This window comes from Mesorhizobium sp. CCNWLY176, from assembly GCF_037153935.1.
Classification (GTDB): Bacteria; Pseudomonadota; Alphaproteobacteria; order Rhizobiales; family Rhizobiaceae; genus Mesorhizobium_M; species Mesorhizobium_M zhangyense.
Genome location: NZ_JBBBDZ010000018.1, coordinates 82599 through 109147, shown reverse-complemented (window position 1 = coordinate 109147; position 26549 = coordinate 82599). Strand labels below are relative to the sequence as shown.

The following is a 26549-nucleotide window of genomic DNA, read 5'->3' as shown; positions in this document are numbered from 1 at the left end:
TAGTGCGCCAAAAAAGCTGGGAATCCGGTGCCGGCGTCGCCATTTCAAATTCGCAATGTTTCTGCAATGTTGGCGCATTAGATCGCCATGCGTCCGCTCGGACGCATAAAGGACGATCTAACACTTTGAAGGAGCATCGGAATATTCCGAAAACCGGATTCCACTTTTCGGTCCGATGCTCTAGCGGGCAGGGTTTAGCCGTCGCAAGGATGTCGAATGCGCATATTACTGGTCGAAGACGAGCCGGAGATGGTTTCGGCTTTGCGCGCAGCTTTGAAGCGGCATGACATGGTCATGGACCATGCCGGTTCGCTCAAGGCGGCGGAAGGCTTCGTCGCCATCGATACCTATGACGCGATCCTGCTCGACCGGCGGTTGCCGGACGGAGACGGCCTGTCGCTGGTGTCGAAATTGCGTGCCGAGAAGAATGCCACGCCGGTTCTCGTTCTGACCGCGCTTGGCGACCTTGCAGACAAGGTCGCCGGCCTCGATCTCGGTGCCGACGACTATCTGGCGAAACCCTTTGCCTTCGAGGAGCTTCTGGCACGCCTGCGGGCCTTGCTGCGCCGCCCGGCAACCGTGCAGGCACAAACCTTCCGTGCCGGCCACGTCGCCTTTGACGTCGGGCATCGCGAGGCTTCCATTCGTGGCGAGCCGCTGACCTTGCCGCGGCGCGAATTGCTGGTGCTGGAGACCTTGATGCGGCGCACCGGCCGCATGGTTCAACGCTCCTCGCTCATGGAAGCGGTGTTCGGCATGGACGACGAGATCCAGTCCAACGCACTCGACACCCACATCTCCCGCCTGCGCCGCAAGCTGGCGGATGCCGAAGGCGGCGTGACGATCAACGGCATTCGCGGCGTCGGCTATCTGCTGCGCGAGACGCCATGACCAAACGCTGTCATTATTCGCTGAAGTGGCGTCTCATTTTTCGCATCGCGCTGTTGCAGGGCGTGATGGTGACGCTGTTCATCCTGCTCATATTCGCGGCCATGATCGTTACCGGCGCCATTCCGCATGAATATGAGGGCGGGACGATGGATGTCCTCGTTGATGCCATGGACCGTGATGCGAACGGCAACCTTGTGCTCAAGGAGACGCACGAACTCACCAATTTACGGTCAAAAGTGCCTGACCTCTGGTTCATAGCCCGAGACAAGGATGGACACAGACTGGAGGAAGGCACCGTGCCGCCGGAATTCAGGCAGTTCGTGCCATTGCTCGACAATCTCAGCGACGCGCGCATCGACAGAACCCCTGGCGAGGGATCGCCACCCGCGGTCAGGATACGCTGGACGGATACCGCTGCCGGCAATGTCCAGATCATGACCGGAACAAAGGGCGAGCTTTCGCTTCTGCGCCTGTTGATGGAAGCGCCGCACTTCTTCCTCAAGGGTATCCTGCCGATCACCGGCCTGATGGGGCTGGCCACCCTGTTTGCCACGCCCTGGGTCGTGCGCGGGGCGCTTTCGGGACTTGGACTTGTCGCTGCCGAAGCCGAGCGCATCGACATCCACAAGCGTGGCGTGCAATTGCCGGTGAAGGATATTCCGCAGGAAATCGTTCCGCTGGTCAACGCCGTCAACGACGCCTTGTTGCGGCTGGACAGCGGCTATGAGCGCCACAAGCGTTTCCTGTCCGACGCAGCCCATGAACTGCGCACGCCCGTCGCCATCCTCAGCACGCGCATCGCCTCGCTTCCGCCGACGCCGGAACGCGCGAGGCTGCTGCAGGACACGGCGAGACTCGCAACACTGACCGACCAGCTTCTCGACCTGCGCCGTCTCGACCAGCATCGGCCCAAGAGTTTCTCGCCCATCGATCTGGTCGAGATCGCGCGCAATGTCGTCATGGACCTTGCGCCAATCGGGTTCGCCGCCGGCTACGAAATAACATTCGAGCCATCTGCCAAGACGCTCTTCATCCACGGTGACAGCGTTGCGGTAGAGCGGGCCGTGACCAACCTCGTGCAGAACGCGATCGAACATGGCGGCAATTCCGGCAAGATCAGCGTCGCCGTGTCGGCACCCGCGATCATCGAGGTTTCCGACGAAGGCACAGGCGTGCCGGAGAACGAAAGAGAGCGTATCTTCGAGCCTTTCTATCGCTCCGTCCCGCAAAACCGCGGCGCGGGTCTCGGCCTGACACTGGTTCGGGAAATCATGGAACTGCACGACGGGCATATCGAACTGGCCGCGGCGAGCAGGGTCGGCGCCTGCTTCCGCATGATCTTTTCGCCGAGCGCCCTTCCCGCCCAGGCTTGAAAACCGGCGTGTTTCGACGGCCATTGACGACGGTCAGATTCGTAACTAAATAAGTTACATGAAACGAAACAGCAAACTTTCCTCGACCCTGCACATCCTCGTTCACATGGCCGAGGCGCGGGAAGGCGTTCAAACCTCCGAGCAACTCGCCTCCTTCATCCACACCAATCCGGTCGTCGTGCGCCGCACCATCGCGGGCCTGCGCGAAGCCGGCATCGTCGCCTCGGCGCGCGGCCATGGCGGCGGCTGGCAGCTTGCGCGGGCACCGGAGACGATCTCGCTGGCCGAGATCTGCTCAGCACTTGGCGAAACGCTGCTGCCTTTCAGTACGGAGCCGGAAAGCCCCGGCTGCCTGGTCGAGCAGGCGGTGATTGCAGTGCTCGACGACTTTCGCGCCGAGGCGGAGCGCCTGCTTCTGCAAAAGCTCGCCCGCGTAACGCTTGCCGACATCGCCGCAGATTTCCGCCGCCGCTATGCCGCACTTGGAGTGACCGAACATGCCATATGACATCATCATCGTTGGCGGAAGCTTTGCCGGATTGGCCGCAGCCACCCAGATCGCACGGGCGCGGCGGCGGGTTCTGGTGATCGACGCCGGCCTGCCGCGCAATCGTTTCGCCGAGCATTCGCACGGTTTTCTTGGGCAGGATGGGCGAGCGCCGGCAGAAATACTCGGAGACGCGCTCAGGCAGCTTCTTGCCTATCCGACGGCAGAAATCGTCGATGGCATGGCAGACAATGCGGAAGCGACGGATTCAGGCTTTCGCGTCGGGATCGGAAGCGGCGAAACGTTCGAAGCATCACGGCTGATCCTGGCCACCGGCGTGCTCGACACACTGCCGGACATTCCCGGCCTTGCCGAGCAGTGGGGCAAGACGGTGCTGCACTGCCCCTATTGCCACGGTTACGAAGTAGCCGGCGGCACGCTCGGGGTTCTTGCAACCGGCCCGATGGCCATTCATCAGGCGCAGATGATTGCCGACTGGGGCGATGTGACGTTGTTCACCAACGGCGTTTTCGTGCCGAATGCGGAACAATTGCAGGCGTTGAAAGCACGCAATGTGGTGGTCGAGCCTGCCAGCGTGATCCATGTCGAGGGCGACACCGCCAGCGGTCTCCTCCTCAGGCTTGACGATGGCAGCACGCGAAAGATCAAGGCGCTGTTCACCGCCCCGCGCACCAGTATGGTGAGCCCGCTCGCCGAACAGCTGGGCTGCGAATTCATCGATGGTATCTTCGGGCCGGTCATCAAGGTCGACGAGCGGCAGCAGACGACGGTGCACGGCGTCTATGCCGCAGGCGATGCCGCGCGCGAGCCGCACAATGTGGCCTTTGCGGTCGCCAATGGCACCTGGGCCGGGGTGGCGGCCCACCAATCGCTCATCTTTGGATAATTGGCTCAGGCCACTTCGCGATGGTCGCCGGCGATCCTCAACCGCGTCCCGGCGGTATTGAGCGCGGCCACGATCTCGCGCGGCGGCATACGGTCCGTCGCCAGCTCGCCGAAGCCGGAGAAGTTGCAGACCTGAACGAGCCCCTGCCGGCCGAATTTGGTGTGGTCAGTGATGACCACGGTTCGCGTGGCGCGCGAGAGAACCATGCGGGCGAATTCGGCTTCCTCGAGATCGTAGTCCATCACACCCATCTGGGCATCGATGGCGCCGGTCGAAATGACGGCGTGGTTGACGCTGAACCGGCTGACGAACTCGATGGCCGAGACGCCGAAGGCCGCGCCTGAATCGCTGCGCAGCTCGCCGCCGGCCATATAGACCTTGTTGCCGTTGACGGTGGCCAGCGTGCGGGCGATGTCGGAAGAATTCGTCACCACGGTCAGCCGGCGATGGCCGAGAAGCTCGCGGGCGAGATAGCTCGTCGTCGTGCCGGTATCGAGCATGATCGACTCGCCATCGCGGATGGTTGCGGCAACCACCTGCGCGATCGCGCGCTTGGCCTCGGCGTTGTCGCGCATGCGCCGCTCGAAGGGCGCCTCGCCGACCAAGGTGGGCAGGCCGATGGCGCCATGCATCTTGATGACCGTGCCTTCGCTGGTCATCGGCTTCACGTCGCGCCGTATCGTCTCCAGCGACACGCCGAGCTTTTCAGCAAGCTCGGCGACGCTGATCGTGCCCTCTTCCTGAATGATCCGCAGTATCTCGCTGTGCCGTTTTGAATGGTTCATGGATCGCCGTGTCAGATGCCATCATCTATGCCCGCTTATTAAGCAATTTTGTGGCATTTAACAACTAGCTTGCTTTAATACGGTCAAAAAAACACAAAAGACCACAAATTTCCGTTGACAGCCACCTTACGTTGCGTGACACTCATCATCAGGGAACAGACCTGAAGCCGGCTGAGAAACACAGGCAACCGCAGCTTCGGGCGCATAAAACGAATACGAAAACGATGAGCAGGAGGGTCAGCATGCCATTGGGCACCCGCACCATCAGTTCCGCGTTCGGCGCGTTAGCGCTATCGGCGGCTGCCCTCCTCTCATCGTCGCAGTGGGCGGGGGCCCAGGAGTCGACCGATCCGATCAAGCTGACGCTGCATGACTGGACCGGACAGCTCATCACCACCCAGATCATGGGCGAAGTGCTGAAAAAGGCAGGCTACAGCGTCGACTACGTGCAGGCCGATTATCTGGCCCAGTTCGCCGGCCTCGAGACGGGCGATCTCGATGTGGCAATGGAAATGTGGGAGACCACCGGCCGCGATGCCATGGACGCCGCGACCGCCACCGGAAAGGTCGAGAATTTCGGCCCGACCGGCATGAAGGCCAAGGAAGAGTGGTGGTTTCCGGACTATATGAAGGAAAAGTGCCCGGGCCTGCCCAATTGGGAAGCGCTGAAGGACGAGAAATGCGCCGAGGCGTTCTCGACCGCCGAAACCGCGCCCAAGGGGCGCTATCTCGGCGGCCCGGTGACCTGGGGCGGCTTTGACGACGAACGCGTCGAGGCGCTCAATCTGCCTTTCGAAGTCATTCATGCCGGCACGGACGCGGCACTCTTTGCCGAGCTCGAAAGCGCCTACCAGCGCAAGGCGCCGATCCTGCTCTGGATCTACGCGCCGCACTGGGCGCCGGCCAAATACAAGGGCGAGTGGATCGAATTCCCGGAATACACGAAGGAGTGCTACACCGACCCGAAATGGGGTTCGAACCCGGACGCTCAATATGATTGCGGCAAGCCGCATGGCGAGATCTGGAAAGTCGGCTGGGCCGGCGTGAAGGACAAATGGCCGGGCGCCCACAAGGCGATCACAGCCTTCACCCTCAACAATGACGAGATGGGCCAGATGATTACCAAGGTCGACCTCGACGGCAAGAAGGTGGACGACGTCGTCGCCGAGTGGATGGGCGGCAACGAAGCGCGCTGGTCGGAGTGGATCAAGAAATAGGATAGAAATTGCCCCTGCCCGCCGCCCTCGTGCGGCGGGTTTTTTTTGCTTTCACAGACACCCCCAGACCGGACGGATGATGACCGCATCGGAACCAAAACTCATCTGTCGTAATGTCTGGAAGGTTTTTGGTGCCGGGGCCGGGGAATTTCTGGGCGTAAAAGATGCCGACACATCGCTGGTAAGCCTCGGCAAGGCCGGGCTGGTCGGGGCGGTGCGCGACGTCAATCTCGAAGTCCACACCGGCGAAATCTTTGTCATCATGGGGCTTTCCGGCTCCGGCAAGTCGACGCTGGTGCGCTGCCTGTCGCGGCTGGTCGAGCCAACGTCCGGCGAAATCCTGTTCAATGGCGAAAACCTGCTGGCGGCGAGCGACAGCCGCATGATCGAAATTCGCCGTCACCAGATGGGAATGGTGTTCCAGCATTTCGCGCTGCTGCCGCATTTGACCGTGCTGGCCAATGTCGCCTTCCCGCTCGAAGTTCAGGGCGTCGACCGCGGGACGCGCGAGGCTCGCGCGAAGAAAATGATCGACCTCGTCGGGCTCTCGGGCAAGGAGAATTTCTTCCCGCGCGAGCTTTCCGGCGGCCAGCAGCAGCGCGTCGGCATTGCGCGATCCCTGTCTGTGGAACCGGAGCTGTGGTTCCTCGACGAGCCGTTTTCGGCGCTCGACCCGCTGATCCGGCGCGAGATGCAGGACGAATTCATGCGCCTGCAATCGGTGCTGAAGAAGACCATCGTCTTCATCACCCATGATTTCGACGAGGCGATAAGGCTGGCCGACCGCATCGCCATCATGAAGGACGGCGCCATCGTGCAGGCCGGCACGCCGGAAGACATCGTGCTCAACCCGGCAACGCCCTATGTCGCGGAATTCACGCGCAACGTGCCCAAGGCCAAGGTGGTCAAGGTCGGCTCCATCATGCGCGCCGCCAAGTCTGCTTCCGGCACGGGTGCTACCGTGCGCGAACGGGCAACGATCGCCGAAGCCGCCCCCATCTTCGCCAATGTCGACCGGATCGGCGTGGTCGACAGCACCGGCAAGCCGGTCGGCGTGCTGCATCGCGACGATGTCGTCGAACTGATGATGCGGGGGTGAGCGATGAGCATGCCCGCCCGCCCTATAGAAACACCCGCGCCGGCGCAGCACCGGCCGCGAGAGGCTATGGGTGCCGCGCATCTCACGGCCTGGTTTGCGGCCTTGGCCATATTCGTCCTGCTATGGCAATTCGGCCAGCCGATCTCGAAATGGGCCTTCGACTACCCGAAATCATGGCAGATTCCGCTGGCGCGCTGGATCAGCGAGGCGATGAAATGGCTGGTCAACGAAGCGAGTTTTGGCCTCTTCACTTTCACCGACCTGACCCGATTCATCGCCGATATCGTCAACCTGCCCTACCGGCTGGCGCTTAGCCTGCTTTCGACCGGCTTTCTTTCCGGACAGGGTTCGAGCGCGGTACAGATCCTGCCGCCGCTGTCGTGGATCGCGGTGATCGCCGTCGTCACGCTGATCGGCTACCATGCCGGTGGGCGCAGGCTTGCGGCAATCGTCGCCATCTGCTTCGGCTTCCTCGCCGTCTTCGGCCAATGGCAGAGTGCCATGGTGACGCTGGCGTCCATCCTCGTCGCCGTGCCGCTCGGCGTCGTTGGCGGTTTGCTGCTCGGCATTGCCGCCTATCGCTGGCCGCGTTTCGAGGCGGCGCTGACGCCCATTCTCGACCTGATGCAGACCATTCCGGTCTTCGCATATCTAGTGCCGATCCTGTTCCTGTTCGGCTTCGGGCCGACGGCGGCAATCGTGGCTACGCTGATCTACGCCATGCCACCGATGACACGCATCACCGTAATGGCGCTGCGCGCGGTGCCGTCGGAATTCCGCGATCTCGGCAACATGATCGGCTGCACCCGCCGGCAGATGACCTGGCGCGTGCTGGTGCCCTCGGCCAAGGACAGCCTGATGGTCGGCGTCAACCAAGTGATCATGCTGTCGCTAAACATGGTCATCATCGCCTCGATGATCGGCGCGGGCGGTCTCGGCTTCGACGTGCTGGCGGCGTTGCGGCGGCTCGACATCGGCGCCGGGTTGGAAGCGGGCCTTGCGATCGTCGCCCTTGCCATCGCGCTCGACCGGCTGAGCCAGGCCTATGCCGCACGCGCCGGCGCGCCGGTTGCGCCCGCCGCTACCGGAGGCTTCGTCGCCCGCCATCCCTATACGATTGCCGCCGTCGCGGTGATCCTCATCACCGGGGTCTTCGGGCTCGTGCTGCCAGCGATGCAGACCTATCCCGATGCACTGAAACTCTCGACCGGCTCGTTCTGGTCGAATGTCGTCGGCTGGATCAACGTCAACTTCTTCGACACGTTCGAGGCGATCAAGAATGCCGTTCTGCTCAACATACTGATCCCGTTCAAGCGCCTGCTCGGCGGCCTGCCCTGGCTCGGCGTGACCGGCATTCTCGCCTTCGCCGGCTGGCGGCTCGGCGGCTTGAAGCTCGCCGCCATCGTCGGCGTGCTCGCCTTTCTCATTGCCGCCACCGGCCAGTGGGAAAAAGCGATGATCACCACTTACCTCTGCGGCATCTCGGCGATCTTCGCCGCCCTTCTCGGCATTCCGATCGGCATATTGTCGGCTGAGCGGGCGCGGCTGTGGAGCTGGGTGCGCGTCATCATCGACACGCTGCAGACACTGCCGTCCTTCGTCTATCTGATGCCGGCGGTGATGCTGTTCCGCGTCGGCGACTTCACCGCCATGATCGCGGTCGTCGCCTATTCGATCGCCCCGGCGATCCGCTACACCGTGCACGGCCTGATGAAGGTCGACCCGCGCCTGATCGAGGCCGGCCGCGCCATGGGCTGCACGCCGTTCCAGATCCTCACCAAGATCAAGCTGAAACTGGCGCTGCCGGAAATCATGTTGGGGCTGAACCAGACGATCATGTTCGCGCTTTCGATGCTGGTCATCACCGCGCTCGTCGGCACGCGCGACCTCGGCCAGGAGGTCTATATCGCGCTGACCAAGGCTGATACGGGGCGCGGATTGGTGGCGGGGTTTGCCGTCGCCTTTATCGCGATCATTGCCGACAGGCTGATTTCTTCGGGGGCGGCGCGAACCAAAGCAAGGCTGGGGTTGGTGTGATGGGAACGAAAACCGAAGACCGCATCCGCGCCATGCCCTGCTGGAATGGCGGCATCGCCATCGAGCCGCTGAAGGGCGGGCTGAGCAATGAGAATTTTCTCGTCACCGACGCTGCCGGAAAGCATGTCGTGCGCTTCGGCAAGGATTATCCGTTCCACCATGTCTACCGCGAGCGCGAGATCATGACCGCGCGGGCGGCGTACGAGGCCGGCTTTGCGCCTGAACTCCAATATGCCGAACCGGGCGCGATGGTCACCGCCTATCTCGGCGCAAAAACCTTCGGGCCGGATGATGTGCGTGAAAACCGGGTCCGCATCGCCGAACTGGCGCGGCGTTTCCACGAGGAGATGCCGAAGCATATCTCCGGTGCCGGCTTCATGTTTTGGGTGTTCCACGTCATTCGCGACTATGCCCGCACGCTCGAAGCCGGCGGCAGCCGCATGACGGCCGAGCTGCCCCACTATGTCGCGCTGGCCGACGAACTGGAGCGCGCGCAAATGGCGCTGCCGGTGGTGTTCGGCCACAACGACCTGCTGCCGGCCAATTTCCTCGATGACGGCAACAGGCTTTGGCTCATCGATTTCGAATATGCCGGCTTCAACACCGCAATGTTCGACCTCGCCGGCGTGGCCTCCAATGCCGGCATGTCCGAGCAGGAATCGGAAGACCTGCTTGGCGCCTATTTCGGCCACGCGCCGAACATCCCGCTGCGCCGCGCCCATGCGGCCATGCAATGCGCTTCACTTCTGCGCGAGGCGATGTGGAGCATGGTTTCGGAACTGCACCTGACCGCGCCCGGCGCGGACTATGTCGCCTACACCGCTGAAAATCTCGAACGGCTCGATGCCGCTCTCGAGCACTACCGCATGATATATGGAAAGACCGCATCATGACCTTGCCATCCCATGCCCAGATCGTCGTCATCGGCGGTGGCATCATCGGCTGCTCGACAGCCTACCATCTGGCGCGCGACCACAAGGCCGATGTCGTGCTTCTGGAGCAAGGCAGGCTGACCTCCGGCTCGACCTGGCATGCGGCGGGTCTCGTCGGGCAGTTGCGCTCGTCGGCGTCGATCACGCGCGTGCTCAAATATTCCGTCGACCTCTACAAGCGGCTGGACGAGGAAACCGGGCTCGCCACCGGCTGGAAGATGACCGGCTGCCTGCGGCTTGCCACCAACCAGGACCGCTGGACCGAATTCAAGCGGCTGGCAACCACGGCCAAAAGCTTCGGCATGGAAATGCATCTTATCTCGCCCGAGGAGGTCAAGCGCATGTGGCCGCTGATGGAAACCTCCGACCTCGTCGGCGCAAGCTGGCTGCCGACCGACGGTCAGGCCAGTCCCTCGGACATCACGCAATCGTTGGCCAAGGGCGCGCGCATGCATGGCACCAAGCTTTTCGAGGAGGTGCGCGTCACCGGCTTCGAAATGAAGGATGGCCGCATCACCGCGGTGAAGACCAGCAAGGGCGACATTGCCTGCGAAAAGGTGGTGAACTGCGCCGGCCAGTGGGCGCGGCAGGTGGGCGCCATGGCCGGCATCAACGTGCCGCTGCAGCCGGTGAAACACCAGTACATCATCACCGAGAAGATCGACGGGCTTTCCACCGACGCGCCGACGATCCGCGACCCCGACCGGCTGACCTATTTCAAGGAAGAGGTCGGCGGCCTCGTCATGGGCGGCTATGAGCCGAACCCGCAGGGCTGGACGACGGGCGACGTGCCGAACGACTGGGAATTCCGTCTGTTCGACGACGATTTCGACCATTTCGAGCAGCATATGACGCAGGCCATCGCGCGGGTGCCGGCACTGGAGAAGGTTGGCGTCAAGCAGATGATCAACGGACCGGAAAGCTTTACGCCGGACGGTAATTTCATCCTCGGCGTCGCGCCGGAATGCTCGAACATGTTCGTCGGCGCCGGCTTCAACGCCTTCGGCATCGCCTCCGGCGGCGGTGCAGGCTGGGTGCTGGCGCAGTGGGCGGTCGACGGCGAAGCGCCACTCGATCTGTGGACCGTCGATATCCGCCGCTTCTCCGGCCTGCACCGCGACCGGCAATGGGTGTCAGACCGCACGCTGGAAGCCTATGGCAAGCACTATACGATCGGCTTTCCGCATGAGGAATATCAGTCCGGGCGGCCGCGCATCGTCTCGCCGCTCTATGAGCGGCTGAAGAAGCATCGTGCCGTCTTCGGCTCGAAACTCGGCTGGGAACGGCCGAACTGGTTCGCGCCGGCAGGCATCGAGCCGAAGGACATCTATTCCATGGGCCGGCAAAACTGGTTCGAGCCGGTGGGCAACGAGCACCGCCATGTGCGCGAAGCCGTCGGCATCTTCGACCAGTCGTCATTCGCCAAATACGAAATGGCCGGACCGGACGCGCTGAAGGCGCTGGACTGGATCTGCGCCAACGACGTCAACAAGCCGGTCGGGCGGCTGACTTACACGCAGCTTCTCAACACGCGCGGCGGCATAGAGGCCGATATCGTGGTGGCGCGGATTGCCGAGGAGAAGTTCTACATCGTCACCGGCACCGGCTTCCGCACGCATGACCTGTCGTGGATCAGCGACCACATTCCCGCCAGCCTTGACGTGACACTGACCGACGTAACCGAAGATTTCGGCACGCTGTCGCTGATGGGACCGCGAGCGCGGGACGTTCTGGAGGCGGTGACGGACGCAGATGTCTGCAACACCGCCTTCCCCTTCGGCCATGTCCGCGAGATTGTCATCGCCGGCCACACGGTTCGGGCCTTGCGCGTTACCTATGTCGGGGAACTCGGCTGGGAACTGCATGTGCCGATAGGTGCTGCCGGTGAAATCTTCGATGCGCTGATTGCGGCGGGAAAGCCGCACGGCATCCGCCCGGTCGGCTATCGCGCGCTGGAATCGCTGCGGCTGGAAAAAGGCTACCGCGCCTGGGGCGCCGACATCACGCCCAACGACACGCCACAGGAAGCCGGGCTGGGCTGGGCGGTGAAGCTGAAGAAGAACACCGATTTCCTCGGCCGGCGCGCCCTGGAAGGGCTGAGCGGCGAGCCGTTGAAGAAGCGCTTCGCCGGTTTCACGGTCGATGACCCGGACATCGTGTTGCTCGGCCGCGAGACCATCCTGCGCAATGGCGAGCCGGTCGGCTACCTCTCCAGCGGCGGCTTCGGCTACACGCTCGGCAGGCCGGTGGGCTACGGTTACGTCCGCAACGCCGATGGCGTCAGCGACGAGTTTTTGACCAGTGGCGATTATGAATTGGTGGTGGCCATGGAGCGGACCAAGGCGCGCATCCATCTCAAGCCGCTTTATGATCCGGCAATGGCGAAGGTGAAGGCTTAAGCGCTAGGGCAATTTCGCGGTGGTAATGTCCCGGCGGCTCGCCTCCGCAGCCGCCGCCGGTTCTTCCTCGGCCGGCCGCGGCTCGTCCCCCCAGGTCACTGTCTTGTAGTCGAAACCATATTCCAGCGTCGGCTTGACGATCTGGAAATAGGGCGACAGGTCGAAGTCGCGCGGGGTGTAGAGCGAGTGATGGCGGATGTGCAGGATTTCCTGGCGCATATAGGTCGACTGTGCCGAGGCGCGGCCGGGGGCGCGGGTGATTTCGGGCAGGATCGGGTAGCGGATCTGGCCATAGGCTTCGGCGATCATCGACGAGCAGATGGCCCGCGTCGGATCGCCCGACCCGAAGGCTATCAGCCGCCGGCGCCAGCGCACCGGTATGGGCGGCGTCGGCATGAAATAGCGCAACATGTCGGTGATGTTCTTCAGATCGTATTTCAGGCCGAGTCGCTCGATCATGAACGCGACAACCTTGCTGCGGTCGTCCGGCGTCAGCCCGCGGGCGCGGCAGATGCGGGTGTTGTAGGTGCGGTATTTCGACAGTGGCACCGCCACGCAACCCTCACCGAGATTGACCTCGATTAGCCGCGGCCGCTCCGAGCCATCCTCCGGTTCAGGAAGCGCATCGCCGACATAAAAGGCCGAATGCGACCAGGTCGATTGGGTGAGATATTTGATAACGGCCGAAATCCGCTGGTTGCCCTCGATGAGCAGGATATCGCCGGGCTCCAGCACGCGTCGCAGCGTTTCGGGATCGGACGGCGTGTAAGGCTGATAGCCCGAAGATTCCTGCTGCAGCCGGCCGGCCAGCCAATGACCGATCCGATCGAGCAGCGTGTCCCTCGGCCCCGTCATTGGCCTGTCGCGGGGCGCTCTTCATCAGCCCCGGCCTGGTAGTTCTTCACGATCCGGCGGGCCGTTTTGTTCGGCGCGTCGTCGAAAAGCCGCGCGGCTTCGCGCAAGGTTTCCTTCTTCAGCGCCTTCTCGGAGCGCTTGATCAGCCGGCGCAGCAGCGCCAGTTCCCTGCCATTGCCCAGCGCCTTGCCTTCCTCGTCGACCAGCCGGCGCAGCACGAAAAGGTCGTTCAGTTCGCCAAGCCGCTCGCCCAGCTCGTCCACCGCCTTGCGGCGCGGTTTCAGCGGGCGCGGCCAGAAGGCATGCAGCAGCAGAAGATGCATCCAGTGCGTCTTCACGCATTTGCGCAATTCGTGGAAATCTTCCGCCGCGCCATGCCTTTGCGCCTTTTCGAGCGCGCGCGACGCCTGCCGCATAGCCTTGCGGGCACCGTCGGCAAGGAGGTCGGCGGCAGCCTCCGGCTCGTATGGCAGCACGAAAGTGCCAAGGGCCATGCGCCCGCGTTCGCAGTCGGCGAGCGCCTCGTCGATATCGGCCTCCAGTCCGGCGCCATTGGTAGAGTTCGCAGCGCGGCGCGCGACGAGAACGCCGCGCGGGCCGGCAAGCGCGCCATAGGCCGTGTCCTGCGGAAACGCCTTGACCAGCCGGTCGATCGTTTCGATCAGCGCCGTTGCCTCACGCGCGCCGGCCAGGCTGCGGCCAAGATCGCGATAGCGGGCATTTTCGCTGCGGCAGAAATCCTCGTCCGCATCCCGCACCAGCCGGAACAGCGCGCGCAAGCGCTTGAAGCGGCGGCGCGACTGGTGAAGCTTGACCTCCGGCTCGGTACGGGCCGCCGCAAGGTCCTCCATCGCCGTGCCAATTTCCTCGGTGGCGATGCGCCGTATCTCAGCGGTGAGCGGCAGGCGCGGATCGATGCGAAACTTCATGCAACCTCTCCCGGCCGGCCGCGCAGCGCCAGCGAAGCGTTGTAGAATTCCGTTTGCCCGGTCACCTCGCGGCCGAGCCAGGCGGGCAATGCACTATCCGGGACATCCTCCGGCGTTTCGAGCTCCGCCATGACCAGCCCGGCCAGATCGCCGCCAAAGACGTCGACCTCGTAGAGATGTTCGCCGTGGCGGACATTGTAGCGGGTCTTTTCCACGATGCACCCGACGGCAAAGTCCAGCATTTCTTCCGCATCCGCCAGCGGGATCGCATATTCGAACTCGTCGCGGACGCGCGCATGGACACCGAATTTGAGCGTGAGCAGCGCCGCACCCTCGCGGATGCGCACGCGCACTGAGCGATCCGGCTCGGCATCGAGATAGAACTGGCGCATCGAAACGGAGGCTTCCGCCAAGGCACGCCAGCCTTCGCCAGTCACCAGGAATTTGCGTTCGATTTCCTTGGCCATGGCGCGAGAATAAAGCCTACCCGGCCCTCCGGGGCAAGCCGTATTGACTTTAATCATTCGATTGATTAAATTGTTTTCATGAACAGACGACCAAAAGACATTCCAGCGCTGCCGGCGTCCTCCCCGTCCGCCGACCAGACGCGGACCGCGCTCATTCGCGCCGCCCTGACGCTTTTCGGCGCCAAGGGCTTCGAGGGCACATCGACGCGCGAAATCGCCGCCCAGGCCAACGCCAATATCGGCTCCATCGCCTATCATTTCGGCGGCAAGGAAGGGCTGCGGACGGCGGCGGCTGACTATATCGTCGCCACCATCCAGGGCATTGCCGGCCAGGCGCTGGGCAATTTCGAGGCTGCGAGCGGGGCAAAGATCACGCCGGAAGACGCACATGCCCAGCTTCGGGCAGCACTCGAGCGCATGGTCGCCTTCGTGGTCGTCCAGCCCGAGGCTGGCGAGATCGTGCAGTTCCTGCTGCGCGAACTTGCCCATCCGACCGCCGCACTCGACCGCATTTACAATGGCGTGTTCGAGCCGACCCACCGGCGGCTTTGCGCGATGTGGGAGGCGGCCACCGGAGAACCCGCCGAGAGCGAGGAGACCAAGCTCGTCGTCTTCACCCTGATCGGCCAGGTCGTCTATTTCCGCATCGGTCGCGAGGCCGTGAAGCGGCGCATGGGCTGGAATGAAATCGGCCAGGCGGACGCGGCCAAGATCGCAGCGGTCGCCGGGCATAATCTTGATGCAATCCTGAACTCCCGGAAAGGCAGGAAGCCATGAGCTTTCTCTGTGCCATCCCTCTTGCCGCCTCGCTGTTTTCGTCCTGCGCGGGCGAAGCGCCGCTGGCCGTCGGCTATGTCGAGGGTGACTATGTCCTGCTGGCCCCGATCGAAGTCACGCAGGTGCGCTCGATCGCGGTGAAGCGTGGCGATCGGACCGAGACAGGCAAGCCAATAGCGATGATGGAAGATGCCGACGCGAAGATCGCGGTGGCGCAGGCGGAAGCCGCACTCGCCCAAGCGCAGGCCGAGCTTGCCGACCTGCAGATCGGCAAGCGGCCGGAAGAAATCGCCGTGCTGGAGGCCTCGGTGCAATCGGCCAAGGCGCAGGCCGACGACGCGCAGCGCACATTGAGCCGAACTCAGGACCTGACGAAGCGCGGTGTCGCCACGCAGGCGCAGCTGGACGATGCGACGACGAAGATGGAGGTCGCGGCAGCAGCAATCGGGCAGAGCACGGCCAATCTTGCAGTCGGCCGCCTGCCGGCACGGCCCGAGGCGATCAAGGCCTCGGAGAACGCGGTGAAGGTCGCGCAAGCCAAACTCGAGCAGGCGCAATGGCAGCTTTCCAAGCGGACCATCGAAGCGCCTGCACCGGGCCGCGTCAGCGACGTCATTCGCAATCCCGGCGATGTCGCCGGACCCTCCGCGCCGGTGATTTCCATGCTGCCGGACGGGGCGGTGAAGCTGAAGGTCTACGTGCCGGAAGCGCAGTTTTCGTCGGTCAAGATCGGCACCGAGCTGTCGGTGCGCTGCGACGGCTGCCGGCCGGATTTGAAGGCGAAGGTCAGCTATGTCTCACCCGACCCTGAGTTCACGCCGCCGGTCATCTACTCGCTGGAGACGCGCCAGAAGCTGGTCTACCTCGTCGAGGCACGGCCGGAAGGCGATGCGACGCCGTTGCAGCCGGGGCAGATCGTGGATGTGAGTTTAGGGCAGTAGGGCAGTAGGGCAGTAGGGCAGTAGGGCAGTAGGGCAGTAGGGCAGTAGGGAAAAGGTCCGTTCGTATGGAAGCGATGTCAAAACCAGTCTGTTCTCTTCCCCTACTCCCTTACTGCCCTACTCCCCTACTGCCTTGCCGGAGGCCACAATGAACGCCATCGAAGTCCACAACCTCGTCAAGCGATTCGGCACGAAAACCGTCGTCGATCACGTGACGATGAGCGTGGCCGAAGGTGAGATCGTCGGCTTTCTCGGGCCGAATGGCTCTGGCAAGACGACGACGATCCGCATCATGTGCGGGCTGCTGACGCCCGACGAGGGCGACGGCCAGGTGCTTGGCTACGATCTTCTGACCGACAGCCTGAAGATCAAGCGCGAGGTCGGCTACATGACCCAGAAATTCTCCTTCTATGAAGACCTGACCATCGGCGAAAACCTCGAATTCGTCGCCAGGCTCTACCAGCTGAAGCCGGTGGAAGAGCATGTCGCACGCACGCTGGAAGAGCTGGGGCTGACGACGCGGCGCGACCAGCTGGCCGGCACGCTTTCCGGCGGCTGGAAGCAGCGGCTGGCGCTGGCAGCCTGCATCATGCACAAGCCGAAGCTGCTGCTGCTCGACGAGCCGACCGCCGGCGTCGACCCCAAGGCGCGGCGCGAATTCTGGGACGAAATCCACCGGCTGGCGCGCGAGGGGCTAACCGTTCTGGTCTCGACCCATTACATGGACGAGGCCGAGCGCTGCCATCGCATCAGCTACATCTCCTACGGCAAGCTGCTGGCCACCGGCACGGTGGATGAGGTGATCGCCAATGCGGGGCTGTCGACCTTCGTGGTCAGCGGGCCGAGGCTGAACGAGGTGGCGGCAGCACTTGAAGGCAAGCCCGGCGTCGAGCAGGTGGCGCCCTTCGGCACGACGCTGCATGTCGTTGGCTCCGATCGCAAGCTGCTCGAAGTGTCGTTGAAGGAGATCAAGGCGCGCAAGGACACGAAGGTCGAGCCGGGCGAAACCAGCCTGGAAGACGTGTTCATCCAGTTCATGGCCGGGTCGAAGGACAATATGGCATGAACGCGGTGTTTTCCTTCGCCCGCCTCGGCGCGCTTTTGATGAAGGAATTCATCCAGATGCGCCGCGACCGCATCACCTTCGCCATGATGCTCGGCGTGCCGCTGATGCAGCTGGTGCTGTTCGGCTTCGCCATCAACAGCGACCCCAAGAGCCTGCCGGCGGCCCTCGTCGCAACCAGCAACGACCAATACACCCGCGCCATGGTGTCGGCGCTGCAGATGACCGACTATTACCGCTTCGACTATGTCGCGCAGAGTGCTGAGGAGGCCGAAGAACTGATGGCCAAGGGCGCTGTCTCTTTCGTCGTCACCATTCCGTCGGACTTCGCGCGGCGCGTCGAGCGGCGCGACAGCCCGCAGATCCTGATCGAGGCAGACGCCACAGATCCATCGGCGGCGAGCGGCGCGGTCTCGACGCTGAGCACGGTTGCAAGCCAGGCGCTGCTGCGCGAACAGGGCATGCAGGCCGAAGCCGCCGAAACCGCCAAGACCCAGCTTCAGGTGGTCGTGCACAAGCGCTACAACCCCGAAGGCATCTCGCAATACAACATCGTGCCCGGCCTGCTCGGCGTCATCCTGCAGATGACCATGGTGATGATGACCTCTATGGCGCTGACGCGCGAGACCGAACGCGGCACGATGGAGAACCTGCTGGCCATGCCGGCAAGCCCGGCAGAGATCATGCTGGGCAAGGTGCTGCCCTTCCTGGTGGTCGGTGCGGTGCAGGTGGCGGTGGTGCTGGTGGCGGCCAAACTGCTGTTCGCCATCCCTTTCATCGGCTCGCTGACGCTGCTTTTGTCGGCCGTGCTGGTGTTCGTGCTGTCGCTGGTGCTGCTCGGCTACACGATCTCGACCATGGCGCGCACGCAGATGCAGGCGATGCAGCTCACCTTCTTCTTCTTCCTGCCGTCGCTGCTCCTGTCGGGCTTCATGTTCCCCTATCGCGGCATGCCGGACTGGGCGCAGGTTCTGGGCGAGATTTTCCCGCTCACCCATTTCCTGCGCATCGTGCGGGCCGTGATGCTGAAGGGCGCGGATTTTCAGGCGATTGCGGGAGAGGTCAGCGCGCTGGTGCTGTTCGTGTTCCTGTTCGCAGGACTGGCCCTGTTCCGTTTCCGGCGGACGCTGGATTGAGGGCTTTTCTCCTCACCCCAATAACACGCTCTTGCGCTTGTCGCCGCCGGCCTTGCGCCAGGCGTTGAGGCGATGCGTGGCGGCAGCGAAGGAGATCTTCATTGCCTGCGCCACCGAATAGCGGCTCTTGCCCTCGTCGAACAGGCGATAGCAGCATTCGACGCCGTCCACGGTCAGCTTGCCATCGCAGGTCTTGTTGCGCGGATCGGCGGGGTCGAATTTTTGTGCCGGCGGCTGGAGCATGCCCTTGAGACGTTCGAGATCGGACTCAATGCTGGCGATAAGTTCGAGCACGGGCTTAGGATCGAGGGGCTGCTTCCTGGCCGACATCGCGACTTCCTTCTTATGAGTATAGCTTAGCCTATATAGGTGAAGGTATGGCTATAAAAAGGCCGAGCCAGCTTTTTTGTCGCGGTGGTCCACCCTGCCCCGGCCATTGACCACGGCGGGACATGATCCTAGTTTAGAACTATTCTAAACTAGGTATTTGCACTCATGCTTTCCCGCGTCTTCGGCTTTGGCCGCCGCCCCTTCGAATCCCTGTCGGAACAGGAAATCCTCGCTTTGGCGATCTCTTCGGAAGAAGACGATGCGCGCATCTACCGCGCCTATGCCGACGGCCTCGCGGAGCAATATCCAGACTCGTCCAAGGTGTTCGAGGAAATGGCGGAGGAAGAAGACGGCCACCGCGCCGTGCTGATCGAACTCCACCGCAAACGCTTCGGCGAGCGCATTCCGCTGATCCGGCGCGAGCATGTGCGCGGCTGGTATGAACGCAGGCCCGACTGGCTGGTGCGGCCGCTCGGCCTCGACAAGGTGCGGGCCATGGCCGAGCAGATGGAGGACCAGGCCTACCGCTTCTATATCGAGGCGATAAAGCGGACCTCCGATGCTTCGACGCGCAAGCTGCTCGGCGATCTGGCAGCGGCCGAAAAGGTGCATGAATCGCTGGCAGTTCGGCTTGGCCAGAAGCACCTGACCGACGACGTTAAATCGCAGGAGGCTGCGACCGAGCGGCGGCAATTCATCCTGACCATGGTGCAGCCGGGACTGGCCGGCCTGATGGACGGTTCGGTGTCAACGCTGGCGCCGATCTTTGCCGCAGCCTTTGCCACCGGCGACACATGGCAGACATTTCTGGTCGGCCTGTCAGCTTCCGTGGGTGCCGGCATTTCCATGGGCTTCACCGAAGCAGCGCATGACGACGGCAAGATTTCCGGTCGCGGCTCGCCGATCATCCGGGGGTTGGCTTCCGGCATCATGACGGCGATCGGCGGGCTTGGGCATGCTCTGCCCTATCTGATCAGCGATTTCTGGACGGCAACCACGATCGCCGCGATTGTGGTCTTCATCGAGCTCTGGGCCATCGTCTTCATCCAGAACCGCTTCATGGAAACGCCCTGGCTGCGCGCCACGCTGCAGGTCGTGCTCGGCGGCGCGCTGGTGCTGGCGGCGGGCGTGCTGATCGGGAATGCTTGATTTTCTCGACTAAGTTCGCGCTCGACGTTGCCCCCTCTGGCTTGCCGGCCATCTCCCCCACAGGTGGGGAGATTAGCAGCGTCGGTCGTCCCGCCCATTCTGCGACACCGAAGATTGGCGAAAGTCGTGGTGACAGCTGATCTCCCCACCTGTGGGGGAGATGGCCGGCAGGCCAGAGGGGGGCACGAAGGAACGCGACCGTGGAGATTTCAATCACGACCGCGGCGTTTACCCATTCACCACCAGACTATCCGCCGGCGCTTCCGCCCGCTCATGCAGCCCATAGTCTCGCACGACATGAGCGATGCGCAGGCGGTAACCTTCAAAAAACCCACCCCGCCCGGCCTTCTGCGCCTGCCGATGCTCGTCAGTGTTTCGCCACGCCTTGATCGCCTCCTCGTCGCGCCAGAACGACAGCGACAGCATGCGGTCGGGATTGGTCAGGCTCTGGAACCGCTCGACCGAGATGAAGCCGTCCATGCTCTCCAGCAGCGGCTTGAGGTTGCCGGCGATGCCGAGATAGGCGTCGCGTTTACCTTCCGCGGGCGTGACTTCGAAGATGACTGCGATCATGGCAAGACCTTTGCGGCGTGCGGCCCCGAGGCCAGTTTCAGGAAGATGCGGTCTTCGCGGCGGATGAATTTTTTCTCCTTGGCGAAAGCGTAATTTTCTCTCCCGAGCGGGTCGGCAGTCAACCGGGCGCGGTAAGCCTCGTAGGCGGCGAGATTTTCGATGTTGTAGACGCCGTAGGCCGTCGTTGCCGAGCCCTCATGCGGCGCGAAATAGCCGATGAGATCGGCGCCGCAGCGCGGGATCGCCTGACCCCAGTTGCGGGCATATTCCTCGAAATCGGCCTTGCCGAACGGGTCGATCTCGTAGCGGATGAAGCAGGTGATGGTCATTTTTCTTTCCTCATGATTGCGGGAGGGGAATGGTTCGATCTTCATCGAAACATCCGGTCGGTCGATCTGTCATGCTCAACGCCGCCAGAACGGCTTGGCGCATTCGCGCGTCACGTCGCGCGGCGAGATGCCGATATCGCGCAGCAGGTGGTCCTCGAGTTCGGCAAGGTCCTGGCGCTGAAGCCAGCGCTCGTAGAGGGAAACGATGCAACGGCAGCAACGGAGAAATGGCGCGAAGGCAGAGCCGGGCCTCTCGGGTTGCTCCAAATTCGCAGCTTCTCGAAGGGCGGTATCGGTCATGTTCTTCTCCATTGTCATGCAACAGAGAATACAGCTTGCAGCACATCAATGCTTCGACTAGCATCGAACTATGAAGAACGGTCCCGACATAGCGCGCATTGCCAGTCTCGTAGGCGATCCGGCCCGCGCCAACATGCTGACAGCACTGATGGGCGGCGGCGCGCTGACCGCCAGCGAGCTGGCGCTGGAAGCCGGCGTCACCGTGCAGACGGCGAGTTCGCATCTGTCGAAGCTGATGGAGGGCGGGCTGCTTTCACTCGCGGCACAAGGCCGCCATCGCTATTACGGCCTCGCCAGCACGCAGGTGGCGGCGATGCTGGAATCGATCATGGGCGTGGCCGCCACGTCCGGGCCGCAGCGCGTGCGCCCCGGCCCGCGCGACGCGACGATGCGGGAAGCGCGCATCTGCTACGACCACCTCGCCGGCGACCACGCCGTGGCGATGCTCGATGGGTTCCTGGCGCGCAAGATTCTTTTACGCGACGGCGACAAGATCACGATGGGAAAGGCCGGCGCCGGTTATTTCCAGGCGGTCGGCATCGAACCGGAAACGCTGAAGAAATCCCGCCGGCAGGTCTGCCGCGCCTGCCTCGACTGGAGTGTGCGGCGCTCGCATCTGGCCGGCACACTGGGTGCGGCGATCTTTGACAAGATCCTTGCCGAAAAATGGGCGCGCCGCGACGCCGAAAGCCGGGCGGTGGTGTTTTCGCCTACCGGCAAAAAGGAATTCGAGAAGGCTTTTCTCGGTTAAGGCAAGCCGTTCTTGCAACGCAAAAAGGCCGGCAACCGCCGGCCTTTTTGCACCTTGCTTTTGCTACTACTCGGCGGCCTGAAGGTTGACATTGCTCTCGGCAAGCGTCGTCAGCTTCTTGTCGGTCGCTTCCTCTTCCCTGAGGTTCTTCACCAGCACGGCGGCGCAGTCGTCGCGGCCAAGTTGCTTGGCCCAGGCGGCCAAGGTGCCGTAGCGCGTGATTTCGTAGTGCTCGACCGCCTGAGCGGACGCGATAAGCGCCGCGTCCAGAACCTGCTTGTCATCGATGTCGCCGCTGACTTCGTCGGCCTCTTCCAGAATGCCGTCAATGGCCGGGCAATTGACCCCCTTGGCCGTGACCCCGTGCATCTCGAACACCTGCTCGACGCGTTCGATATGACCCTTGGTTTCCTGGAGATGCTTCTGGAAGCCGACCTTGAGGTCGGCGTTCGTTGCCTTGTCGATCATCTTCGGCAATGCCTTCTCGATCTGCTTTTCGGCATAATAGATGTCCTGCAGCGTGTGCACGAAAAGATCGTCGAGTGTTTTGATGTCTTTCGAAAAAAAGCCCATGGTTTTGGCCCTTCCTGTTTCACGTTGATGTGGGAAGTTTTTGAGCATGTGTGCTCGTGCTCGAAGGAGGCCGGTCGAACCGGTGCTCCTTCAGCCGGGTCTCCCCGGTCCATTAGCCAACGTGCCGATACCGGCACGGTTCCTTCAAATCGTCATCGGAACGGAAAAACTTTGTCTCGCAGCGAGGCAGATTGGCTTTTGCGCGGTCGGCCGATTCAACGCAAAATATGTGGCGCAAAAGGCACAGTCGGCGGAATCACGACGGCTGCCGGCAAAACACCGCTAAACCAACGCTTTTCGGCCATGATCGGGGCCGGTTTTGTGAAGAAGTTAACAGCGCATTCACCGTCTATTCACGACAATAGCCTAACAATCGCGTCCATATTCGGAAGGGACATCCGAGGGACTTGGGACTTGGGACTTAAGAAAATGACACTCTGGCACCGCATCACCAACTACGCAGTAGCGCTCCGCGAATTCGTCGCGCCGACCTACCGCCCGGAGCGTCATTACATGCGCGGACCCGGCCCTGCCTGCGCCCGCCGCGCTGCGTTTCATTGAGCAGATTCTTCACACGGCTTGATCATAACCGGCGCGCCTGCGGCAGCGCCGACGATGGCGCATTGGCCGTTCGCGCATAGCGACCAGCCCTCGCCCGTCGCGCCTGAAGCGGCAAGCATAAGCTCCGGCCGCGCCGGCAGCTTCGGCGCATAGACCCACCAGCCATCCTTCAGCACGGCATCCGCGGGCGGCTCCATGCCAGCGCCCGAACCCTTGATACGCGCCTCGACGATTTCGAGCCCGGCTGGCGTTACCCGCCAATCCTCCTCCCAACGCGTCTTCTGGACCGAGTGGGTCCACGACAGCGTGAAGGCGGTCGCCGCCATTACCGTGACCTTGCCGGCGGCGAGGATACAGAGGCTCATGCCGGTGCAGGCGCGTCACCCGCCTTGCGCGCCCGCCACCAGTGCCAGCCGATCCACAAAGCAGCGAGTGCGAAGCCTGCCTCGTCGGTCAGCGGCAGTGCGACGACCAGCAGGACGCCGGCCGCGAATGCGATCAGGCGCTCCCACAGCGCCATGCGCACGACCAGAAAGCCGACGACCGCTGCACCCCACAGGCCAATGCCGAGGCAGGCCTTGAATACGATGTAGACGACCTCGACTGGATAGCCGTAGGCAGCTGCCATCGGCCCGGCATCCTGCAGCATCAGCGCCGGCGTATAGACCGCCATGAAGGGCACGACGAAACCAGCGACGGCAAGCTTAGTTGCCTGGATGCCGATCTTGAGGCCGGATTCCTTGGCCATGGGTGCTGCGGCAAAGGCTGCCAGCGCCACCGGCGGCGTCAGGTCGGCCATGATGCCGAAATAGAAGACGAACATGTGGCTGACGATGAGCGGCACGCCGAGTTCCAGCAGCGCCGGGCCGGCCAGCGACGAGGTGATGATGTAGTTGGGGATGGTCGGGATGCCCATGCCGAGCACGAGGCAGGTGAGCATGGTCAGCACAAGCGACAGGAACAGGTTGTTCTCGCCGATGGAGATGATCCAGCCTATGAAGGTCGACGCGATGCCGGTCAGCGTCAGCGTGCCGATGACGATGCCGACGATGGCGCAGGCGATGCCGACCGGCAGCGCGTTCTTGGCGCCTTCCGCCAGCGAGTCGATGCAAATGACCAGCGTTTCGCGACCGCCCTTGAACAGCGCGCAGGCGATGACCAGCGCGCCAATGACCAGCGCCAGGATGTTGACGCCGAATTTCATGAAGGCGGCTGCCGCCAGTCCAAGCGCGATCCAGAAGACGACGCGGAAGGCGAAGGGACCGATAAGGGCGGCCAGCGGCGTGCCGAGAATGAGCACGACCGTCAGCGCCAGGCCCATCGTGCCGGCGAAGATCGGCGTGTAACCGGCAAAGAGCAGATAGACGAGAGCCGCCAGCGGCAGCACCAGCGGCCAATGCTGCTTCACCGCTTGCCATGGGTTGGGCAGCGTCGCCTTGTCCATGCCGCGCAGATTGGCCTTGCCAGCTTCGAGATGCACTTGCCAGAAACAGGCGCCGAAATAGAGGATGGCCGGGATGATCGCTGCCTTGACGACGGCCGCATAGGGCACGTTCAACGTCTCGGCCATGATGAAGGCGACCGCACCCATGACCGGCGGCATGATCTGCCCGCCCATGGACGACGTCGCCTCGACGCCGCCGGCAAAGGCGGCACGGAAGCCGAAGCGTTTCATCAACGGAATGGTGAACTGGCCGCTGGCCACGACATTGGCAACGCCGGAGCCCGAAATCGTGCCCATCAGCGCCGACGACAGGATGCAGACTTGCGCCGGCCCGCCGCGCCAGCCGCCGACGAGCCCGAGCGCGAAATCGTTGAACAACGCGATCATGCCGGCGCGTTCGAGGAATGCGGCGAAGACCACGAAGATGAAGATGTAAGCCGCCGAAACATAGATCGGCGTGCCGTAGATGCCCTCTGTGCCGTAGGCGAAGTTTTCGATGATCTGGTCGAAACTGTAGCCGCGATGCACGAAGGGATCGGGCAGGTAATTTCCGAAGAAGCAGTAGGCGAGGAAAATGCCGGCGATGATGGTGAGCGGCAGGCCCATTAGCCGGCGCGCGCCCTCGAACACCAGCGCGATCAGCACCACGCCGACGAAGAGGTCGACATGGGTGAGGAAGCCGCTGCGTTGGATCAGCGGCACATATTCGACCCAGTTGTAGATGCCGGTGAGGAAGCCGACGATGCCGAGCAGCCAGAACCAGGCTTTTCCGGCCGTCGTCTTGGCGCGCAGATTGGCAATCAGCGCAAAGCCAAGCAGCAGCAAGAAGCCGACATGCATGGCACGCACCACCTGGCTCGGCAGCGCGCCATAGGCGGCGGTGTAGAGCTGGAAAGCCGAAAACGCCACCGCGATCCAGAAGGCGATTTTTCCGGCGATGCCCTCGCCGAAGCCCGGCGGCAGGCCTTCGATCGGCTCCTCGACGCTGGGGGAAATGACGGTGGTGGTTTGGTGCTGCGTTTCAGTCATGGAGGGGACTTTCATGAGCGGGACGGCGACGCATCTACCCTCCCCCTTGAGGGGAGGGTGCCGAGCCCCCGGGTCTTGCCGAAGGCAAGCCCGAGGACAGGCTCCGAGAGGCGGGTGGGGTCATCGCGGCAGCGCAAAGGGACGTCGAGCACTGCCGCAACGACCCCACCCGGCCCTACGGGCCACCCTCCCCTCAAGGGGGAGGGAAACTCCCGCCTACTTCAACAGCCCCTTTTCCTTGTAATAACGCTCGGCACCTGGATGCAGCGGCACCGGCATGCCATCCAGCGCCTTGGCGGGGTCAATCGCCTTGGCGGCGGCATGGGCTGCCGTCAGCTTGTCGAGATTGTCGAACAGAAGCTTGGTCATCTGATAGGCGGTCTCGTCGGAGACGCCGTCATGGGTGATGAGGAAATTGCCGACGGCCGCCGTTTCGACATCGGTCTCCTGGCCGTCATAAGTGCCGGCCGGAATGATGACCGACAGATAGGGCGTGCCGATCTTTTCGACATCGGCCTTCGGCACCGCCACGACGTTGATCTTGAGCGACGTCGCAAGATCGCGGATCGAGGCGACGCCAAGGCCGGCAGATTGCAGCGTGGCGTCGAGCTGGCGGTTCTTGATGAGTTCGACGGATTCGGCGAAGGGCAGATATTCGACCTTGCCGAGATCCTCATATTTCAGGCCCGCAGCCTCGAAGATCGCCCGCGCATTGAGCTCGGTGCCGGACGCCGGCGCGCCGACCGACAGGCTCTTGCCCTTCAGGTCGGCCAAGGTCTTGATGCCGGAATCGGCACTCGCCACGATCTGGATGTAATTCGGATAGATGGCGGCAATGCCGCGCAGTTTGTCGAGCTTGCCGGGGAAGCCGGCTTCCTTGTGGCCCTCGACAGCAAGCTTCACCGAATCGCCCAGCGAAAAGCCGATCTCGCCCTTGCCCTGCTGGAGCAAATTGAGGTTTTCGACCGACGCTTTGGTAGCCTGCACCTGCGTGCGCGCGCCCTCGATGCCCTTGCCATAAATTTCCGACAGCGCCACGCCGAGCGGATAATAGACGCCCGAGGTGCCGCCGGTCAGGACATTGATGAACTCAGCCGCCTTGGCCGAGACGCTTCCCATGCTAAGCGACAGCACGACAGCGCCGGCGGCCAGAATCTTCGTTTTCAGATTAAGCATGCAATTTCCTCCCTCGAGTTTTCCTTGCCGCGCCACCGC

The 26549-nt window shown here is 62.9% G+C and carries 28 protein-coding genes; 16 read left to right on the top strand and 12 right to left on the bottom strand.

Features of this window, described 5'->3' with window-relative positions; genetic code table 11:
• The first annotated feature begins 216 nt into the window (after positions 1-216).
• Genes WBQ96_RS24410 through WBQ96_RS24395 form a run of 4 tightly spaced genes read left to right on the top strand, consistent with a single transcriptional unit; the run spans position 217 to position 3658 of the window.
• Positions 217-891 (top strand): response regulator transcription factor, encoded by a 675-nt coding sequence (locus WBQ96_RS24410; protein ID WP_165120536.1) that lies wholly within the window; start codon positions 217-219, stop codon positions 889-891.
• A complete protein-coding gene (locus WBQ96_RS24405) occupies positions 888-2264 on the top strand; it encodes a sensor histidine kinase (protein ID WP_336554494.1) in 1377 nt (458 codons plus the stop codon). The genes WBQ96_RS24410 and WBQ96_RS24405 overlap by 4 nt, the downstream gene beginning before the upstream one ends.
• A 58-nt stretch (positions 2265-2322) precedes the next feature.
• Positions 2323-2772, top strand: coding sequence for an RrF2 family transcriptional regulator (locus tag WBQ96_RS24400; protein WP_336554496.1), 450 nt, complete (start codon positions 2323-2325; stop codon positions 2770-2772).
• Positions 2762-3658 carry an NAD(P)/FAD-dependent oxidoreductase gene (locus WBQ96_RS24395; protein WP_336554498.1) on the top strand — a complete coding sequence of 299 codons (897 nt, stop codon included), beginning with the start codon at positions 2762-2764 and terminating at the stop codon, positions 3656-3658. The genes WBQ96_RS24400 and WBQ96_RS24395 overlap by 11 nt, the downstream gene beginning before the upstream one ends.
• A 5-nt stretch (positions 3659-3663) precedes the next feature.
• Here WBQ96_RS24395 and WBQ96_RS24390 read toward each other — a convergent pair whose 3' ends face one another.
• Positions 3664-4443, bottom strand: a complete 780-nt coding sequence (locus WBQ96_RS24390) for a DeoR/GlpR family DNA-binding transcription regulator (protein ID WP_336554499.1) — start codon at positions 4441-4443, stop codon at positions 3664-3666.
• 242 nt (positions 4444-4685) lie between these two features.
• Between WBQ96_RS24390 and WBQ96_RS24385 the strand changes: the two genes are divergently transcribed.
• From WBQ96_RS24385 to WBQ96_RS24365, 5 genes are all read left to right on the top strand, one after another.
• Complete coding sequence (locus tag WBQ96_RS24385; protein ID WP_336554501.1) at positions 4686-5660, top strand: ABC transporter substrate-binding protein; 975 nt, start codon at positions 4686-4688, stop codon at positions 5658-5660.
• A gap of 79 nt (positions 5661-5739) precedes the next feature.
• Positions 5740-6759, top strand: a complete 1020-nt coding sequence (locus tag WBQ96_RS24380; protein WP_336554503.1) for a quaternary amine ABC transporter ATP-binding protein — start codon at positions 5740-5742, stop codon at positions 6757-6759.
• Between the two features lie 66 nt (positions 6760-6825).
• On the top strand, positions 6826-8796 hold the full coding sequence (locus tag WBQ96_RS24375) for an ABC transporter permease (protein WP_442920883.1): 1971 nt from the start codon (positions 6826-6828) through the stop codon (positions 8794-8796).
• Positions 8796-9689, top strand: a complete 894-nt coding sequence (locus tag WBQ96_RS24370) for a phosphotransferase family protein (RefSeq protein ID WP_336554507.1) — start codon at positions 8796-8798, stop codon at positions 9687-9689. Before WBQ96_RS24375 ends, WBQ96_RS24370 begins: the two co-directional genes overlap by 1 nt.
• Entirely contained in the window at positions 9686-12127 is a 2442-nt protein-coding gene (locus tag WBQ96_RS24365; RefSeq protein WP_336554509.1) for a GcvT family protein, read from the top strand. The genes WBQ96_RS24370 and WBQ96_RS24365 overlap by 4 nt, the downstream gene beginning before the upstream one ends.
• Positions 12128-12130: 3 nt before the next feature.
• Here WBQ96_RS24365 and WBQ96_RS24360 read toward each other — a convergent pair whose 3' ends face one another.
• The 3 genes from WBQ96_RS24360 to WBQ96_RS24350 are packed head-to-tail and all read right to left on the bottom strand — an operon-like array spanning position 12131 to position 14378.
• Positions 12131-12982, bottom strand: coding sequence for a lipo-like protein (locus WBQ96_RS24360; RefSeq protein WP_336554511.1), 852 nt, complete (start codon positions 12980-12982; stop codon positions 12131-12133).
• Positions 12979-13911, bottom strand: coding sequence for a CHAD domain-containing protein (locus WBQ96_RS24355; RefSeq protein WP_336554513.1), 933 nt, complete (start codon positions 13909-13911; stop codon positions 12979-12981). Before WBQ96_RS24355 ends, WBQ96_RS24360 begins: the two co-directional genes overlap by 4 nt.
• Positions 13908-14378, bottom strand: coding sequence for a CYTH domain-containing protein (locus WBQ96_RS24350; RefSeq protein ID WP_336554515.1), 471 nt, complete (start codon positions 14376-14378; stop codon positions 13908-13910). The genes WBQ96_RS24355 and WBQ96_RS24350 overlap by 4 nt, the downstream gene beginning before the upstream one ends.
• A 78-nt stretch (positions 14379-14456) precedes the next feature.
• Here WBQ96_RS24350 and WBQ96_RS24345 point away from each other — a divergent pair, with 78 nt between their 5' ends.
• From WBQ96_RS24345 to WBQ96_RS24330, 4 genes are all read left to right on the top strand, one after another.
• Positions 14457-15155 carry a CerR family C-terminal domain-containing protein gene (locus WBQ96_RS24345; RefSeq protein ID WP_336554517.1) on the top strand — a complete coding sequence of 233 codons (699 nt, stop codon included), beginning with the start codon at positions 14457-14459 and terminating at the stop codon, positions 15153-15155.
• Entirely contained in the window at positions 15152-16096 is a 945-nt protein-coding gene (locus WBQ96_RS24340) for an HlyD family secretion protein (protein ID WP_336554519.1), read from the top strand. The genes WBQ96_RS24345 and WBQ96_RS24340 overlap by 4 nt, the downstream gene beginning before the upstream one ends.
• Positions 16097-16244: 148 nt before the next feature.
• Positions 16245-17162: an ABC transporter ATP-binding protein gene (locus WBQ96_RS24335; RefSeq protein WP_336554520.1), complete on the top strand. Its 918-nt coding sequence runs from the start codon at positions 16245-16247 to the stop codon at positions 17160-17162.
• Positions 17159-18295 (top strand): ABC transporter permease, encoded by a 1137-nt coding sequence (locus WBQ96_RS24330; RefSeq protein WP_336554522.1) that lies wholly within the window; start codon positions 17159-17161, stop codon positions 18293-18295. Before WBQ96_RS24335 ends, WBQ96_RS24330 begins: the two co-directional genes overlap by 4 nt.
• Positions 18296-18307: 12 nt before the next feature.
• Here WBQ96_RS24330 and WBQ96_RS24325 read toward each other — a convergent pair whose 3' ends face one another.
• Positions 18308-18625, bottom strand: coding sequence for a hypothetical protein (locus tag WBQ96_RS24325; protein ID WP_336554525.1), 318 nt, complete (start codon positions 18623-18625; stop codon positions 18308-18310).
• Positions 18626-18790: 165 nt separating this feature from the next.
• On the opposite strand from WBQ96_RS24325, the gene mbfA reads away from it, so the two are divergent.
• A complete protein-coding gene (mbfA, locus tag WBQ96_RS24320; protein ID WP_336554526.1) occupies positions 18791-19774 on the top strand; it encodes an iron exporter MbfA in 984 nt (327 codons plus the stop codon).
• Positions 19775-20002: 228 nt separating this feature from the next.
• Here mbfA and WBQ96_RS24315 read toward each other — a convergent pair whose 3' ends face one another.
• The 3 genes from WBQ96_RS24315 to WBQ96_RS24305 all read right to left on the bottom strand — a co-directional run bounded on the left by WBQ96_RS24315 (position 20003) and on the right by WBQ96_RS24305 (position 20976).
• Positions 20003-20347, bottom strand: coding sequence for an antibiotic biosynthesis monooxygenase family protein (locus WBQ96_RS24315; protein WP_336554528.1), 345 nt, complete (start codon positions 20345-20347; stop codon positions 20003-20005).
• Positions 20344-20676: an NIPSNAP family protein gene (locus WBQ96_RS24310; RefSeq protein WP_091917302.1), complete on the bottom strand. Its 333-nt coding sequence runs from the start codon at positions 20674-20676 to the stop codon at positions 20344-20346. Before WBQ96_RS24310 ends, WBQ96_RS24315 begins: the two co-directional genes overlap by 4 nt.
• 75 nt (positions 20677-20751) lie before the next feature.
• The gene (locus tag WBQ96_RS24305) at positions 20752-20976 is read right to left on the bottom strand and encodes a DUF1127 domain-containing protein (protein WP_336554532.1); all 225 of its coding nucleotides are present in this window, start codon (positions 20974-20976) and stop codon (positions 20752-20754) included.
• A gap of 70 nt (positions 20977-21046) precedes the next feature.
• Here WBQ96_RS24305 and WBQ96_RS24300 point away from each other — a divergent pair, with 70 nt between their 5' ends.
• On the top strand, positions 21047-21727 hold the full coding sequence (locus WBQ96_RS24300; protein ID WP_336554534.1) for an ArsR/SmtB family transcription factor: 681 nt from the start codon (positions 21047-21049) through the stop codon (positions 21725-21727).
• Positions 21728-21793: 66 nt separating this feature from the next.
• Here WBQ96_RS24300 and WBQ96_RS24295 read toward each other — a convergent pair whose 3' ends face one another.
• A complete protein-coding gene (locus tag WBQ96_RS24295; protein ID WP_336554535.1) occupies positions 21794-22300 on the bottom strand; it encodes a YciE/YciF ferroxidase family protein in 507 nt (168 codons plus the stop codon).
• Between the two features lie 429 nt (positions 22301-22729).
• On the opposite strand from WBQ96_RS24295, the gene WBQ96_RS24290 reads away from it, so the two are divergent.
• Positions 22730-22861: a hypothetical protein gene (locus tag WBQ96_RS24290; RefSeq protein ID WP_336554538.1), complete on the top strand. Its 132-nt coding sequence runs from the start codon at positions 22730-22732 to the stop codon at positions 22859-22861.
• On the opposite strand, the gene WBQ96_RS24285 is transcribed toward WBQ96_RS24290, so the two are convergent.
• The 3 genes from WBQ96_RS24285 to WBQ96_RS24275 form a co-directional block, all read right to left on the bottom strand.
• The gene (locus WBQ96_RS24285) at positions 22855-23226 is read right to left on the bottom strand and encodes a DUF1850 domain-containing protein (protein WP_336554540.1); all 372 of its coding nucleotides are present in this window, start codon (positions 23224-23226) and stop codon (positions 22855-22857) included. The genes WBQ96_RS24290 and WBQ96_RS24285 overlap by 7 nt on opposite strands.
• On the bottom strand, positions 23223-25334 hold the full coding sequence (locus WBQ96_RS24280; RefSeq protein WP_336554541.1) for a TRAP transporter permease: 2112 nt from the start codon (positions 25332-25334) through the stop codon (positions 23223-23225). Before WBQ96_RS24280 ends, WBQ96_RS24285 begins: the two co-directional genes overlap by 4 nt.
• 216 nt (positions 25335-25550) lie before the next feature.
• Positions 25551-26510: a TAXI family TRAP transporter solute-binding subunit gene (locus WBQ96_RS24275; RefSeq protein ID WP_336554543.1), complete on the bottom strand. Its 960-nt coding sequence runs from the start codon at positions 26508-26510 to the stop codon at positions 25551-25553.
• Positions 26511-26549 lie beyond the last annotated feature (39 nt).